This window comes from Tildeniella sp. (assembly GCF_059505325.1).
Map to the genome: position 1 here is coordinate 29097 of NZ_JCACKI010000053.1, position 15452 is coordinate 44548.

Below are 15452 nucleotides of genomic sequence, written 5' to 3' on the forward strand. Positions count from 1 at the left end.
CTTGCTCAGGCTCAGATCTGCGAAGCTGGATTATGAGAGTGGTTTAACCCGATCGCGCAAGGGATCTTCACTCGCAGCACTGCTGGACGTTGCCTCTGAATCAAACATACGTGCTCGAAAATCGGCGATCGTGTAATCAAGTCCCTGCTGCAACGGTATGGTTGGTTGCCAGCCCAGCCATTCTTTCGCTCTGGTAATATCGGGTTTGCGCCGACGAGGATCGTCTTGTGGCAATGGCTCAAAGCGAATAGCAGACGATGGGTCAATCTTTTGCTGCACTGCCTCGGCAAGCTGGAGAATGGTGTATTCATCTGGATTACCGATATTCACGGGTCCCTGATGATCGCCGTTCATAAGGCGCATCAGACCTTCAACGAGGTCAGAGGCATAGCAAAAGCTGCGGGTTTGTGAACCGTCACCGTAGATAGTGAGCGGAATCCCCCTCAGTGCCTGGACGACAAAATTGCTGACGACACGTCCGTCATTTTCCAGCATTCTCGGACCGTAGGTGTTGAAAATTCTGGCGACTCGGATTTCAACATCGTTTTGGCGGTAGTAGTCAAATGCCAGCGTTTCAGCCACGCGCTTGCCTTCGTCGTAGCAGCTCCGAATGCCGATCGTGTTGACGTTGCCTCGGTAGTCTTCCGTTTGGGGATGTACTTCGGGATCGCCATAGACTTCAGAGGTCGATGCCAGTAAAAATCTGGCTTTCACCCGTTTTGCCAGCCCCAGCATGTTCAGGGTGCCGATCACGTTGGTTTTGATCGTTTTGACGGGGTTGTACTGGTAATGGACGGGCGATGCAGGGCAGGCGAGATGATAAATCTGGTCTACTTCCAGCCGGATTGGCTCTGTCACATCGTGGCGAATCAGTTCAAAGTAGGGATGGTCAAACCATTTTAGCAGGTTACGCTTGTGCCCGGTGTAAAAGTTATCGAGACAAATAACCTCATGACCTTCTAGCATCAAGCGATCGATTAAATGGGAGCCGATGAAACCAGCGCCGCCTGTTACCAGAATTCTCATAGTGGCTCAAAAAAGGAGATAGGGATTCTGCAAACTAATTCTTTCTCCCAAGACTAACGGGCAAATCCGTATGAATACAGTCTTACTCACCAAGAATTCATGAAATCTTCAAGGTCAGACGGCGCGATCGGGTTTATTGGTCTAACCGAAGAACAGCCATAAACGCTTCCTGTGGCACATCAACCGTACCGATCGACTTCATCCGCTTTTTTCCTTTTGCCTGCTTTTGAAGCAATTTCTTCTTGCGCGAAATATCGCCACCGTAGCACTTGGCAAGCACATCTTTACGTAGTGCTGGAATGTTTTCGCTGGCAACAATTTTGCTGCCGATCGCTGCCTGGATGGGAATCTTGAACTGGTGACGTGGGATCAGTTCTTTCAGCTTTTCGGTCAAAGCGCGCCCAACACCATAGGCTTTGTCGCGGTGGACGATCGTTGCCAGCGGATCAACTGGGTCGCCGTTAATCAAGATATCGAGTTTGACAAGGGGGTTTTCCCGGTAGTCAATAATCTGGTATTCCATGCTGGCATAGCCGCGCGATCGTGACTTCATCTGGTCAAAAAAGTCGGTGGCAACTTCTGCCAGCGGCAGCTCGTAGATTAACGTGGTTCGTCCTGGCGTGAGATACTTCATATCCTTGAAGATTCCACGTCGCCCCTGACTTAGCTCCATCAAGGTACCGACGTATGCCTCTGGGGTAATCATGTCCACCTGGACATACGGTTCCTCAATTTTTTCCCGTAGCTGTGGGTCGGGGAGGCGGCTGGGGTTGTCAATTTCCAGCACGTCACCTTTGATCGTCGTCACTCGATACACCACCGATGGCGAAGTCGTGATCAAGTCCAGATTGTATTCTCGCTCTAGCCGTTCCTGGACGATTTCCATATGCAGCAAGCCCAGGAAGCCGCAGCGGAAGCCAAACCCCATCGCGCTAGAGGTCTCTGGTTCGTAATGCAGGGCAGCATCGCTCAGCTTGAGCTTTTCCAACGATTCGCGCAAATTCTCAAACTGGTCAGCATCGATGGGAAACATGCCGCAGAAAACCATCGGCTTTGCTTCGATATAGCCGGGTAAAGGCGCAGCAGCAGGAGCCGCTGCTAACGTAATTGTGTCGCCGACACGGGCATCTTCGACCGCTTTGATGGCGGCTGCCAGATAGCCGACCTCGCCAGCGTGGAGTTGATCGACCTGCACTTGAGTCGGCGAGAGCACACCAATCTCGTCAGCCACATACTCTTTGCCAGAAATCATGAGCCGGACGCGATCGCCCCGTTTCAGTGCCCCATCGACAACCCGGAAGTACACAATAACGCCGCGATACGGGTCATAGTAACTGTCAAAAATGAGTGCCCGGAGCGGTTGCTGTACCGTGTCTTGGGGTGGTGGTACCTGACGGACGATCGCTTCCAGAATATCTTCAATGCCAATGCCTTCTTTGGCAGACGCTTCGATCGCGTGGGTGCAGTCTAACCCGATGATTTCTTCGATTTCCTGCTTGACCCGATCGGGTTCCGCGCCAGGGAGATCGATCTTGTTTAAGACTGGAATGATCTCCAGGTTATGCTCTAGCGCTAGATAAACATTCGCCAAAGTTTGCGCTTCTACGCCTTGAGATGCGTCCACCACGAGCAGCGCACCTTCACAAGCAGCGAGCGATCGCGATACTTCATAGGAAAAATCTACGTGCCCTGGTGTGTCGATTAGGTTCAGCACATACTGCTGCCCATCGCGGGCGGTATAGTTCATTCGCGCTGCTTGCAGCTTGATCGTGATGCCGCGCTCTCGCTCCAGATCCATATTGTCCAAAAACTGCTCCTTCATCTCCCGTGCCTGCACGGTGCCTGTATCTTGCAGTAGACGGTCTGCCAACGTAGACTTGCCGTGGTCAATGTGGGCAATGATGGAAAAATTACGAATATGAGAGACGGGCGCGTCAGTCATGCACTTCTTTAGATAGTTGGGTTAGAAAGGAGGAGCAGCGTCATGCCATTGCCATTTTGGTTCGAGACGTTGAACCCTGAGGTACTGATTAGTTATCGCACATTCGGCAGGCTCTCTACTTCACGTATTGTAATGCTTTCTGAACAGCAGCATGGCACTTGATGGCGCTGCCCTGTTGAATGTTCTGATGTACTCTCAGAAAGAGATATGTAAAATCTATGAAGAAACTGTGAGATTTCGTGTCATACACTAATAAATGCTGACTGTTAAGCATTGCCCAGCGCTTTGCTCAGGTAGTAGGCTAGGCAAGATGGACTTGTTCCATACTTTAGATCTGTGCTTCCCCTCAAAAACCTTCGGTTTCACCCTATGAACGAGCCTGCTGTCCATTCCCATCCACCAGCTGAAAAGGTGGAAGTTTCGATTCAGCTTGATCCTGATCTGCTGGAACAGCTCAAGCATCTGACGAATGAGCCAAGTAAAGTGATTGAAGTGGCGATCCGGCAGTGGCTAAGAAACCAGGGTGGGCGGGAAGATGAACTCGCTCGTACATTGAAGCGCAATCCACCAGTGCCACCCCGAGGAGAATGGAATGACTAGGGTGGGCGGCAATCTTGTCAGGCTCATTTAGCGTTCCGTCTACGTTCCTTTTAGACACCTATACCTGCCCCAGAATCTAACTGCATCTACCTGCGTGATTGCCCTCTAGCGCCCTTCAAATCCCCATTCTGGCTCTGATGACCTCTCCTACAGATTTTCAACGTCCCCTGTCAGAAGGTTTGGCTTTCACCTCGGCGAAAGATCAGTTGCCGGAAGTGACGGATGAGCTGGTGTTTGTTCAGGATGCGGCAGGGAGCTACTTATCGTTTCATTGGCAACGAGTCACTCACTGTAACGTTGTGCCAGAGCGGATCACGGGTAGCCGTATCAGTGAGATCTTTAGTCCGGTTGAGCCAGTGTCCTATCTGGAGCGGATTCAGCGCGTTCTCGATCGCAGTGTCGCAGAACATTTTTGCTGCTATTTTCGCTGTGCTGAGCAGATGCTGCTGTTTGATTTGGTCATGAGTCCTGTTTTAGTGCCCAATCGATCGCCGACTGCGGTCATCGTAGCAGGTCAACTACTGCTTTCTCCTGGTGGTACTGCTGGAGTACCGGGACTGGAAGAACAAGGCTCTTTAGGAGCTGTTTCTTTGCGAGAGTATCCGGTTGCCTCTCTCAGTTCCGATCGCTATCAAAAGCTGCTGACTCAAATTGCCTCAAACATTCGCCGCACACTAGATCTGCCAACCATTTGGCAGCAGACAGTACAGGGACTGGGCAAAGCATTGGGCGCAAATCGGTGCCTTGTTTGTCCGTATGACCATCGGACGTATGAGCAGCGCACATCTAAAATCAAGGTCGTAGCAGAATATTGTCAGGATGCCCTCCCATCCATGCTGGGTTTAGAGTTTTGGATGGCGGATCATGCAGTGCTGTCAGAGGCGATCGCCTCGCTTAAACCCGTCACGGCTCGAGGAGAGTCAGCCTTACAGGGAGGTAACAACCAGTGTCAGCAGCAATCGACCCTGGTTGTGGCAACGTGTTATTTAGATCAACCGAATGGGCTGATCGTGCTGCACCAGTGCGATCGCGATCGCGAGTGGACAGAGGCAGAACTGGAGTTGATGCAAGAAATGGCAGATCAGGTAGGTACGGCGATCGCTCATGCCACTCTGTTTACTGCCAGCAATGCTTTAACGGCAGATTTGCAGCGGGCAAACGCCAGCTTGATTCAAAAGCACCGCGAACTGGAGGAAGCCAGACGACAAGCCGAAGAAGCCTCTCGTCTCAAAAGCGAGTTTCTGGCTAACACGTCGCACGAGCTACGAACTCCGCTCAACGGCATGATCGGCTTTCTCAAGCTCATCTTAGACGGGATGGCAGACGATCCCGCTGAGCAAAATGAGTTTATCAACGAGGCGTATGAGTCTGCTCTGCACTTGCTGGAAATCATTACTGACGTACTGGACATCGCCAAAATCGAAGCGGGTACGCTGCAAATCGAGCTGAATCCTGTGAACCTGAACGAGCTTCTGCACGATGTCCAGCGCTTCGCACATAGCCAAAAACATCTTAAGAAACTCAGTTTTGAAATTCAGAAGCCACCCACTGATGATGAAATCATCTTATTTGGCGACTATTTACGGTTAAAACAGGTGATGTTCAATTTGGTTGGCAACGCGATCAAATTCACCCATGAAGGTGGCGTGACCATCAGTATTGAAGTCATCAAAAAGAAGCTTAAGTTTCAGAACCAGGAACTTCCTGGAATGGTCAAGGTTCGCGTTGCCGATACTGGCATTGGCGTTTCCCTCGACAAGCAAGATCGACTCTTCCAATCGTTCAGCCAGATTGATGGTTCTCGCACTCGGCAGTATGGTGGCACTGGGTTGGGGCTGGCAATCTCTCAAAAGCTAGTAGAAGCGATGGGTGGCGACGTGCATTTTTACAGCATGGGCGAAGGGCTAGGGTCAACGGTGACGTTCACGGCTCTGCTGTATCAAGAGCCTGTGATGATTACGTCGTAGAGATCATGTCTACGACCTGAAGCAGCCAGGAGACAGAGTTCAGACTTCAGAAGGGCGTTGTGGATCAGCTTCTGGTTCCTGGCTGCCAACCAGGTGTATCCTGCTCCTTTGGATTGGTTCTATCGGTCTCGATCGCTCAACACTAAAAGACGGTGCCATCACTCTCGATTTGAATCGGTGGACTGCCGTTGGGGCGCAAAGCAGCGGCAATACGACGACCAGCAGCCCAAGTGCCACCCTGCAGAATTTTGACTAAGGGAAGATCAGTTGCAGTGAGGTGGAGCTGCTGTCGCATCGTTTCGGCGATGCGATCGAGCAAAATGACCGTCAGCGCACGCCACTCCACGATCGCCTCTGAACCAGGCAACTGTGGCTGTTGTAAGACGATCGGGTCTTTAATTTGCAGCAGCCCCAAATCCACACACAAACCGCCATTGCGATATTCTGGCAACCCTGTAAGAGCCTCTAACCCAGTAATTTCTAAACCCAGTGCTTGCAGTGGCTCCAGCAGAGAGTACGTTAACCACTGCGACAGTTTGTGAAAGGGTACCAGTTGCGAATGCGGGCGATCGTTCGGTAATGCTGAATGAACCCAAACATCACCGAGATTGACCCCTGCAACGGTAAGTCTTCCAGCCCAAATATCACCGAAACCAAACAGCACTGCACTCAAAACGGCACTAGCTTCTAACTGTCCATGCCGGATCTGTCCCAGCAAATAGTTAATTAAGGAGCCAGAACGGGGACTCTGGGAGCCAAAGACTGTAGGATGCTGCTGGAGCGTCTCTCCTAACCGTTGCAGCAGTTGTAAGCGCCCCTGAATGCCGATTAAGGGATTCTCTGAACTGACCTGAAAGGCTTCACTCAAGGCAGCTTCAGTGAGCGTTTGCAGCCCGATCGCATCTGCCTGTAACGGTTTTTGGGAATCGCTGGAAAAAATGCCCTGGCAGAAAGCATGAAAGCTGGCGATCGCCAACCCTTCCGATCGACGTAAGACAAGTCCTGTTTCGGGTTCAATGTACTGCCAGCGATCGCCTGCACCTGCATCCAGCAACACGCTGACGATCGCTAGATCAAACTTTGCCTGAGCTTTTTCTAGCGGTGTCAAGCCGTCCAGTTTTGCTTCAAGGTTTACCAGTCGAGGCTGTCCATCCGCTTCAAAATGTCGCCAACGGCTGTGAAACGGCACATTCAAATCAGGGTAACTTTCACGAGTGATCTGAATCACATAGTCAGCGACCCGCTCCAACTGGCTCAGGTCGCAGCGAAAGTAACGAAGTTTGTCGGCACACGCCAACTCAAACAGTTGTCCGCAACGCTCCCGAACGGCGATCGGAGAGCGGAGATAGGCGATCGCAGCAGCATCGTCTGCATTCAGCGGTTTAACGGTCATCATTCCCTCCACTCAGCACTTAGCAAAAATAAGCTCAGGTTGTTGAAAGCCGACCATCAAGTCGATCTTGCGCCCGTCGCTGACCGCTGATCGCTGACCGCTGACCGCTGACCGCTGACCGCTGGTCGCCGACCGCTCATCTAATCACTCAGATCACGACCTTTAACCGCTGCCAAAATCGCCTCGGTCGGCACTTGTCCTTCGGTATAGTATCCGGCGGCTTTCTTCGCCTCAATTTCAACCTGGGCATCGGCTGGGATCAAGTCAGCAGGAATCGGAACGCGTTCGACGACAGTAATCCCTGACTTGGTAATGGCATCAAATTTCATGTTGCTCATGGAGATCAGGCGATCGATGCGAGTGATGCCGAGCCAATGCAGCACATCGGGCATGAGTTCCTGGAAGCGCATGTCCTGCACGCCTGCAACGCATTCTGTCCGGGCAAAGTAAGCATCCGCACGATCGCCCCCTTCCTGCCGTTTACGGGCGTTGTAGACCAAAAACTTCGTGACTTCGCCCAGCGCTCGACCTTCTTTGCGGAAATAGACGATGACACCCGCTCCGCCTGCTTGCGCTGTCTGTATGCAGCCCTCAATGCCATGCACCAGATACGGGCGACAGGTACAAATATCAGACCCAAACACATCAGAGCCATTGCACTCATCGTGGATACGTACCGCAAGCTCGCGATCGGGATCGGTAATCGCAGCTACATCACCGACGATGTAGACTGTCATACCCCCGATCGGCGGCAGAAAGACGCGTAAATCCGGTCGCGTTACCAGCTCCGGAAACATCCCACCTGTCTGCTCAAACAAAGCCCGTCGCAGTGTCGATTCACTGACTGCCAACCGTTTAGCAAGCCCTGGTAAGTACCAGACAGGCTCGATCGCTGCCTTCGTGACTACCAGATCCCCATTCGCCTTCATAATGGTGCCATCAATCTTGAGGCGACCCTTTGCTGCCGCCTCCTGAAGTTCCGGCATATTGATATGCGCTTTGGTAATGGCGATCGTCGGACGGATATCGTAGCCCTGCTCATATAGAGGCTGATAGACTTCTCCAACGATCGCGCCAAAAGGATCGAGCGAAACAATTTTTTCTGGATCTGACCAAGCGGGATGCGGTCCCAGAAGTGCTGCTGGGGAAGTATTGGTCAGATCTGCCCGGTGATCAGACTGCAACTGACCGCTGGCAACTGCCAACGCTCGATAAACGCCATACGCTCCAGAGTGGCTGCCAATCACATTACGCTGGGCTGCGTTTGTCAGAGTGCCAACAATAGCTCCACGCACCAGCGGATCTGCTTCACCCCACTGAATCGAAATTGGTTTGACCCCAAAACGGGCAGGATGAGACGTAAGTACAATGTGTTTCGCTTGAGACCCTGTTTTTTCGCTTGACCCTGTTTTTTCACTCGACATAGAGGCACCCAGTAAGGAAATAGAGTAGAAGCAACAAATCCTAAACCGTAGATTCTGTAACCCTTTGCTGCTTGGAGTCCGACGATCGCATGATCTACCACTATGGCTATAAAGCCCCAAAGTGCGCGATCGCGCTTGCTCGGCGTGTGATCTTTACAACGAGCAGAGTTTACGATTCTACCAGTAGAGCTTTGATTTAGAGAGTGCCTCAAGCGGCAAAACCTTGAGGAGCTTTCAGCTTTCAGCCCTTAGCTTTCAGCTCTAAAACTTATGCTGACCGCTCACTGCTTCAGTCTTTTAGCAAGACTTTAGTTTAGAGAGTGTCTCAAGTGGCGAAACCTTGAGGAGCTTTCAGCCTTTAGCTTTCGATTCCATAACTCATGCTGACCGCTGACTGCTGACCGCTTAGAGCTTTAGCCCTTAGCCTTTATACTTTTCTCTCTCAGCGTCTCAATAATCTGCACATTTGCTTTTGGAAATGGGTATTGATCAATGTCTGTCAACGTTACCCAGCGCACTTCGTCGCACTCGATCGCCTGCGGTTCACCGCTAAGGTGCTGACAGTGATGGACGTTTAATGTCACTCGAAAATGGCTGTAGGCATGATCGACAATAATCAGGCGATCGCCTACCGCAATCTCAATGCCCAACTCTTCACGAATCTCTCGTTGGATGCAAGCCTCGACGGTTTCGCCCGGTTCGACTTTGCCACCGGGAAATTCCCACAGTCCACCCAGTAGACCTTCCTGGCGACGGCGATCGATCAAAATGTGTCCTTGATCGTTCGAGATGACAGCCACACCAATGTTTTTGTGAGGCACAGGGGGACGAGTTTCAGACATGGGCAGTTCCGTTTGAATGCCTTGATTGTAAGCCCGACAATGCTCTTTCCACGGACAGCTCAAACACAACGGTTGGTGAGGCGTACAAACCGTCGCGCCCAGATCCATGATCGCCTGGTTAAAATCACGCGGCTGTCGTTCGTCTAGAAGCGCTTCTGAAAGTTGCCAGAGGTCAGCGATCGCCCGTTTTGGGGATACTGGCAAGGCGATCAGACGTGCCAGTACACGCTTTACATTGCCATCCAGAATTGCCGTCGGTTGGTTGAACGCGGCACTCAGAATGCCACCAGCAGTGGTGCGTCCAATGCCAGGTAATTGCATGACGGCAGTTAAGTGATCGGGAAAGATGCCATCATGGTTCAACATAAGGGCTTGAGCCGCACGATGCAGGTTACGAGCGCGGGCGTAGTAACCCAAGCCTTCCCAAGCTTTGAGTACCTGCTGCTGCTCGGCGATCGCCAGCGCTGCAATAGTTGGAAAGAGCGTTAGCCAACGGTGGTAATAAGGAAGCACCGTTTTTACCTGAGTCTGCTGGAGCATAATCTCCGATACCCAGATGACATAGGGATCGCGGCTTTGTCGCCAGGGCAAATCCCGCCCAAATTGTCCATACCAGGACAAAAGAGTCTGCCTGAGGCTGGCAATTACAGAACCGGGCAGACGATCGCGATCGTCTGCCCGGTCTAAAAAAGTTTGTAGTGACTGTGTTTGTAAAGGCTTTACGACTGCTGTCTTCAAAGCGCTGGGTGGTGTTCGCGGCATGATGGTCAGTACAGACTGAGCATGAGCTTTCAGCTTTAGCCCATCAATATATCGCAGCTTGGGACGGTTGCAAACGCAGAGCAGCGATCGCTCCAGGCGGATGAGCTTGAAGCCTCAGCCTAAACCCTATCCTTCCGTGGTAGAAGCATCCGCTGCGGTAGAAGCCAAGGACTTTTCAAACGCCATCCGCTGCTCGGCATTGTGTAGAAAATAGCCGCTCATCATGGCAGAGGCTAACAGACGACCTAAGTCCTCGCGGCTAGTGGTGATCATCACGTTAAAACTATCGGGAGGCAGCGCCCCTAGCAGACCGACAATGTTGCGCTCCATCACCTGAAAGACATCCACTGAGGCTGGTCGGGAGAGTTGCGCGATCGCTTCTGGACTCAACGATTGCACGTAGCTTAGAAACTGATTACCTGATTCAGCGTTCCCTAAAAATTCTGGCATTCGATCTGACATGTTGTTCACGTAGGAACCTCGATCTAAACTGCTTTGGGTTTGTATAAACAAATGTATCAGCGCTTACGCAAAACCGAAGTGAGCAGAACCGAACCGACGATTGGGGGATGAACGCACATAGAGTTGTTGGTTGTTAGCTGCTAGTTGTTAGGGTTCGTCTATCTAACAACCAACAACCAACAACTAACTGGCTAAATACTCGCCGATCGCCGCCTTGCGTTTTCTCAGCTTAGTCAGTGCTTCGCGTTCAATCTGGCGGACGCGTTCACGGCTAATGTTGAGGCGATCGCCAATCTTTGCCAGAGTAAGCGCTTGCCCATCTTCCAGTCCAAAACGTAGCGCTAACACCTCACGCTGCTGAGGAGTCAGATCTGCCATCAGCGCCTCTAAATCAGCGCGGAGTGACGATTGCAGAGCGAAATCTTCTGGTGAAGCACCTGTGTCTTCGAGCAGTTCGCCTAACTCGGTATCTTGATTGTCGCCCACGCGTAAGTCAAGCGAGAGAGGCTGGCGCGATCGCTCTAGATACTCGCGCACTTGACGAGGCGTAAGCTCTAGTTCGCTGGCAAGTTCAGACGCAGTAGCGGCTCGTCCCAACTGCTGTGAGAGTTGACGCTGTGCCTTCTTGATTTTGTTGAGCTTTTCGGTAATGTGGATAGGTAGGCGAATCGTGCGTCCTTTCTCAGCGATCGCACGGGTAATTGCCTGACGAATCCACCAGTAAGCGTAGGTGGAGAAACGGTAGCCTTTAGTGGGATCAAACTTTTCCACGCCACGCTGCATCCCGATCGTGCCTTCCTGGATGAGATCCAACAGATCAACGTTGCGTTTGGTATATTTTTTGGCTACCGAGACAACCAGCCGCAAGTTGGCTTCGACCATTTTGCGCTTAGCGTTTTCGCCCTCTGCGATCGCCTGTTGCAGTTCGGCTTCAGAAAGCTCGACCTTCTGAGTCCACTCAGCTAGAGTTGGTTCGTGTTCTAACTGTTGCGTCAGAAGCTCTTTTGCATCGTATAGCACGGCTAAACGCTGAACTTGCTTACCATAAAGGATTTCTTGCTCATGAGTCAGCAGAGGAACACGACCAATTTCTCGTAAGTAAGCGCGTACTAAATCGGTTGAGGTTTGAGCGGTCTTCATGGCGCTGTTGGAAAGGTGACAGTGGACAGGTGGCTGGAGTTAGCAGCCGAGATGACTATGTGGCAGAGTCGAAAGAACGTAGGGCTTTGAGCGGTCTCAGCAGCAAGGGAATGGCGATGGCTCTTTAGCATCAAAGAGCGAATTCTGAAGATAGTCTTGGAGTGAGGAAAGCATTCAAGCAGCGGTTAGCTTGGGACGGGCTTCAGCATCAATTGTTTTGTCAAGTGCCTTGTCAGGATGAACAAGCCCTTCGCCGTGAACTCGATATCAGAATTGCTGATGCAACGTATTAATAAATGTAACATTCATGAGAGAAGACGTATATACCTGCGGGAAGATTCCTTTTGCGGCTAGGAGGAAGACTGTTGACTGTGTGAAGCTCTGAGTTAGATAAGAGTACCCAGGATTGCGCTTTACAAATGCATCCCACAAAACAAAATGCATCTGTATTACACACGACTAGAAAAAGATTTAGCTTCTCTTAAGCATAACCAATGTTAAGAAAGATTAAGACTTCTTAACATTGGTATGTCTATAGCTGGACATAAGCGTATGGACAAAAAACGGGCACGGAGCGATGAGCACTCTTTATTGGCGGCGAGTCTTGGCTAGTGAATGTAGTCCTGTAGCGCTTTTACTGACAGCGGTTGAGATTGGAGTGAGCGAATTGCGGCTGTGGTTGCTTTTGCACCTGCGATCGTGGTGACGATCGGAATCTTGTAAGACAACGCTGTCCGACGAATCAACCGACCGTCTGCCTTGGCTTCTTCACCGGACGGTGTATTAATGATGAGCTGAATTTTCTCATTTTTGATTGCATCCATCACATTAGGGCGACCTTCGTGGAGTTTCAGCACCAGTTCGACCGTCACACCCTGTTCGCGTAGTGCTTTGCGGGTGCCTTCTGTCGAGACGATGTGAAAACCAAGCTCTAATAGCTCTTTCACCACAGGAACGACCGCAGCTTTATCGCGATCGCTCGTAGAAACAAACACTGTGCCACTCTGAGGTAAACGTTGTCCCGCACCCAGTTCTGCTTTTGCAAAGGCGGTGCCAAAGGTGTCGTCAATGCCCATGACTTCGCCCGTCGATCGCATTTCAGGACCAAGAATGGTATCGGTACCGGGAAACTTCTCGAACGGTAGAACAGCCTCTTTAACTGCAATGTGCTTGGGAATCACCTCTTGCGTGTAGCCCAACTCTTGCAAAGATTTGCCGGACATAATGCGGGCTGCCATTTTTGCCAGCGGCACACCGATCGCCTTCGACACAAACGGCACGGTGCGCGAGGCACGGGGATTTGCTTCCAGAATGTACACCTGTTCGCCTTGCACTGCGTACTGGATGTTGATGAGTCCAATGACGTTGAGCGCTTTTGCCAGTTGCACCGTCCACGTGCGGATTTGCTCTAAGACAGTCTCGCTCAAGAAAACGGTGGGGAGAGAGCAGGCAGAGTCGCCAGAGTGAATGCCCGCTTCCTCAATGTGCTCCATAATGCCGCCAATGACGACGTTACCACCCTGATCAGCGATCGCGTCTACATCTACTTCCACCGCGTTTTCCAGGTATTTGTCAATGAGAATCGGGTGATCTGGCTCAACGAGAACGGCAGCGGTCATGTAACGCTGTAGTTCAGCGTCTGAATAAACGATTTCCATGCCGCGTCCACCGAGCACGTAACTGGGACGTACGACCACGGGGTAGCTGATACGACGGGCAATCTCTAGCGATTCGCCATAGCTGCGGGCGAGACCATTCGCGGGTTGCTTGATATCGAGGGCACGCAGAATTTTCTCGAAGCGCTCCCGGTCTTCAGCCGTGTCGATCGCATCCGGTGACGTGCCCCAAATCTTGGTTAAGACAGTGCAGGTGTCGCCGTTGAGGTACTTTTGTAAGGGCACGGCAAGCTTCAGTGGCGTTTGTCCACCAAACTGAATGATGACACCTTCAGGGTTTTCGGCTTCGATGATGTTGAGGACATCTTCTTTGGTAAGCGGCTCAAAGTAGAGGCGATCGCTGGTGTCGTAATCGGTCGAGACGGTTTCGGGGTTGGAGTTGACCATAATCGTCTCGAAGCCATCTGCACGTAGGGCAAAGGACGTGTGACAGCAGCAGTAATCGAACTCAATGCCCTGTCCAATCCGGTTAGGACCACCACCGAGAATCATCACTTTGCGCTTGTTAGAGGGCAAAATTTCGTTCTCGCCCTCCTCGTAGGTGGAGTAGTAGTAGGGGGTGAGCGCTTCAAATTCAGCCGCGCAGGTATCTACCGTTTTGTAAACGGGGATCACGTTGAGCGATTTGCGGTAAGTACGGACTTCATCTTCAGTCGTTTTGGTGGCGTAGGCGAGTTGACGATCGCTAAAGCCCTGCCGCTTAATGGCAAACATTTGTTCTTTGGTAAGGCTGATTAACGCTGTTCGTTTCAGCGTCTTTTCGGTTTCTAGCAGTTCATACAGCTTGTCTAGAAACCAGGGATCGATCGCGGTCAGTTCGTACACTTCATCCACGGTCATACCCATCTGAAAGGCATGATGGATGGTGAAGATGCGTTCTGGGTTCGGAGTCCGCAAGCCAGGGCGGATTTGCTCCAGGCTCGGCACTTTCTCGTTGCGATCGCAGCCCCAACCCGCGCGTCCTGTTTCCATCGATCGCAGTGCCTTTTGAAACGACTCCTGGAAGGTACGCCCAATCGCCATCGCCTCGCCGACGGACTTCATCTGAGTGGTAAGAGTGGCTGTAGAACCCGGAAATTTCTCGAAAGCAAAGCGAGGAATTTTGGTGACAACATAGTCGATCGTCGGCTCGAAACTGGCAGGCGTTTTTTTCGTAATGTCGTTGGGGATCTCGTCCAGGGTGTAACCAACCGCAAGTTTGGCTGCCATTTTGGCGATCGGAAAGCCCGTTGCCTTGGATGCCAGGGCTGAACTGCGCGATACGCGCGGATTCATCTCAATGACTACGACATCACCGTTGTTGGGATTGACCGAAAACTGGATGTTGGAACCACCTGTTTCCACGCCAATTTCACGGATAATTTTGATCGATGCATCCCGTAACCGCTGATATTCCTTATCTGTGAGGGTTTGGGCAGGCGCAACGGTAATCGAATCGCCCGTGTGAACGCCCATGGGGTCAAGGTTTTCGATCGAGCAAATAATGACCACGTTATCGGCGAGATCGCGCATGACTTCGAGTTCATATTCCTTCCAGCCCAACAGCGATTTTTCGATCAAAATCTGGGAAACCGGGCTAGCTTCTAATCCAGACTGCGAGATTTCCTCAAATTCTTCCTGGTTGTAGGCAATGCCACCACCCGAACCGCCCATCGTGTAGGCGGGACGAATGATCAGCGGGTAGCTGCCAATCTCATGACCGATTTGACGTGCTTCTTCGAGCGTCGTTGCCAGCCCAGAGGGGCAAACGCCAACGCCAATGCGCTCCATTGCTTCTTTAAACAGCTTGCGGTCTTCTGCCATTTCGATCGCGGGCAGCTTTGCCCCAATCAACTCCACGCCGTACTTTTCGAGTGTGCCGTTTTTTGCCAGCGACACGGCGAGGTTTAGCGCGGTCTGTCCGCCCATCGTCGGCAATAACGCATCGGGTCGCTCTTTTTCGATAATCTTGGCAACAACTTCGGGGGTAAGCGGCTCAATGTAGGTGCGATCGGCGGTTTCCGGGTCAGTCATGATCGTTGCCGGATTGGAGTTCACCAAAACCACTTCGTAGCCTTCATCCCGTAAGGCTTTACAAGCTTGGGTGCCAGAGTAGTCAAACTCGCAGGCTTGCCCAATCACAATGGGACCGGAGCCAATCAGCAGAATTTTGTGGAGATCGTTGCGACGTGGCATGGCGTTGTGGGGTCGAGGTCTAAAATCCCACTTATTGTAGTGG

At 51.7% G+C, this 15452-nt stretch carries 10 protein-coding genes; 2 read left to right on the forward strand and 8 right to left on the reverse strand.

Translation table 11 applies throughout. From position 1 onward, the window contains the following. Window positions 1-30 precede the first annotated feature (30 nt). Together AC5JO6_RS18345 and lepA are read right to left on the reverse strand one after the other, a co-directional pair. Window positions 31-1026: a UDP-glucuronic acid decarboxylase family protein gene (locus tag AC5JO6_RS18345; protein ID WP_496082508.1), complete on the reverse strand. Its 996-nt coding sequence runs from the start codon at window positions 1024-1026 to the stop codon at window positions 31-33. 133 nt (window positions 1027-1159) lie between these two features. Continuing rightward, window positions 1160-2968 (reverse strand): translation elongation factor 4, encoded by a 1809-nt coding sequence (lepA, locus tag AC5JO6_RS18350; RefSeq protein ID WP_496082509.1) that lies wholly within the window; start codon window positions 2966-2968, stop codon window positions 1160-1162. Between the two features lie 369 nt (window positions 2969-3337). On the opposite strand from lepA, the gene AC5JO6_RS18355 reads away from it, so the two are divergent. Together AC5JO6_RS18355 and AC5JO6_RS18360 are read left to right on the forward strand one after the other, a co-directional pair. Continuing rightward, the gene (locus AC5JO6_RS18355; RefSeq protein ID WP_496082510.1) at window positions 3338-3568 is read left to right on the forward strand and encodes a hypothetical protein; all 231 of its coding nucleotides are present in this window, start codon (window positions 3338-3340) and stop codon (window positions 3566-3568) included. Between the two features lie 137 nt (window positions 3569-3705). Beyond that, window positions 3706-5535, forward strand: coding sequence for a GAF domain-containing sensor histidine kinase (locus AC5JO6_RS18360; RefSeq protein ID WP_496082511.1), 1830 nt, complete (start codon window positions 3706-3708; stop codon window positions 5533-5535). A 142-nt stretch (window positions 5536-5677) separates the two neighbouring features. Here the strand turns inward: AC5JO6_RS18360 and AC5JO6_RS18365 are convergent, their stop codons facing one another. The 6 genes from AC5JO6_RS18365 to carB all read right to left on the reverse strand — a co-directional run bounded on the left by AC5JO6_RS18365 (window position 5678) and on the right by carB (window position 15409). Beyond that, window positions 5678-6928 (reverse strand): URC4/urg3 family protein, encoded by a 1251-nt coding sequence (locus tag AC5JO6_RS18365; RefSeq protein ID WP_496082804.1) that lies wholly within the window; start codon window positions 6926-6928, stop codon window positions 5678-5680. Window positions 6929-7068: 140 nt separating this feature from the next. Further along, window positions 7069-8352, reverse strand: coding sequence for a GTP cyclohydrolase II (locus AC5JO6_RS18370; RefSeq protein WP_496082512.1), 1284 nt, complete (start codon window positions 8350-8352; stop codon window positions 7069-7071). Between the two features lie 413 nt (window positions 8353-8765). Beyond that, window positions 8766-9956, reverse strand: a complete 1191-nt coding sequence (gene mutY, locus AC5JO6_RS18375; protein ID WP_496082513.1) for an A/G-specific adenine glycosylase — start codon at window positions 9954-9956, stop codon at window positions 8766-8768. Between the two features lie 126 nt (window positions 9957-10082). Further along, window positions 10083-10427: a DUF760 domain-containing protein gene (locus AC5JO6_RS18380; RefSeq protein ID WP_496082514.1), complete on the reverse strand. Its 345-nt coding sequence runs from the start codon at window positions 10425-10427 to the stop codon at window positions 10083-10085. Window positions 10428-10601: 174 nt separating this feature from the next. Beyond that, window positions 10602-11558: an RNA polymerase sigma factor, RpoD/SigA family gene (locus tag AC5JO6_RS18385; RefSeq protein WP_496082515.1), complete on the reverse strand. Its 957-nt coding sequence runs from the start codon at window positions 11556-11558 to the stop codon at window positions 10602-10604. 608 nt (window positions 11559-12166) lie between these two features. Continuing rightward, window positions 12167-15409, reverse strand: coding sequence for a carbamoyl-phosphate synthase large subunit (gene carB / locus AC5JO6_RS18390; protein WP_496082516.1), 3243 nt, complete (start codon window positions 15407-15409; stop codon window positions 12167-12169). Window positions 15410-15452: the final 43 nt, after the last annotated feature.

Coding starts and splice junctions, on each gene's coding strand:
- AC5JO6_RS18360 (WP_496082511.1), top strand. CDS start 3,706: ATGACCTCTCCTACAGATTTTCAACGTCCCCTGTCAGAAGGTTTGGCT.
- AC5JO6_RS18370 (WP_496082512.1), bottom strand. CDS start 8,352: ATGTCGAGTGAAAAAACAGGGTCAAGCGAAAAAACAGGGTCTCAAGCG.
- carB (WP_496082516.1), bottom strand. CDS start 15,409: ATGCCACGTCGCAACGATCTCCACAAAATTCTGCTGATTGGCTCCGGT.
- AC5JO6_RS18345 (WP_496082508.1), bottom strand. CDS start 1,026: ATGAGAATTCTGGTAACAGGCGGCGCTGGTTTCATCGGCTCCCATTTA.
- AC5JO6_RS18355 (WP_496082510.1), top strand. CDS start 3,338: ATGAACGAGCCTGCTGTCCATTCCCATCCACCAGCTGAAAAGGTGGAA.
- AC5JO6_RS18385 (WP_496082515.1), bottom strand. CDS start 11,558: ATGAAGACCGCTCAAACCTCAACCGATTTAGTACGCGCTTACTTACGA.
- AC5JO6_RS18365 (WP_496082804.1), bottom strand. CDS start 6,928: ATGACCGTTAAACCGCTGAATGCAGACGATGCTGCTGCGATCGCCTAT.
- mutY (WP_496082513.1), bottom strand. CDS start 9,956: ATGCCGCGAACACCACCCAGCGCTTTGAAGACAGCAGTCGTAAAGCCT.
- lepA (WP_496082509.1), bottom strand. CDS start 2,968: ATGACTGACGCGCCCGTCTCTCATATTCGTAATTTTTCCATCATTGCC.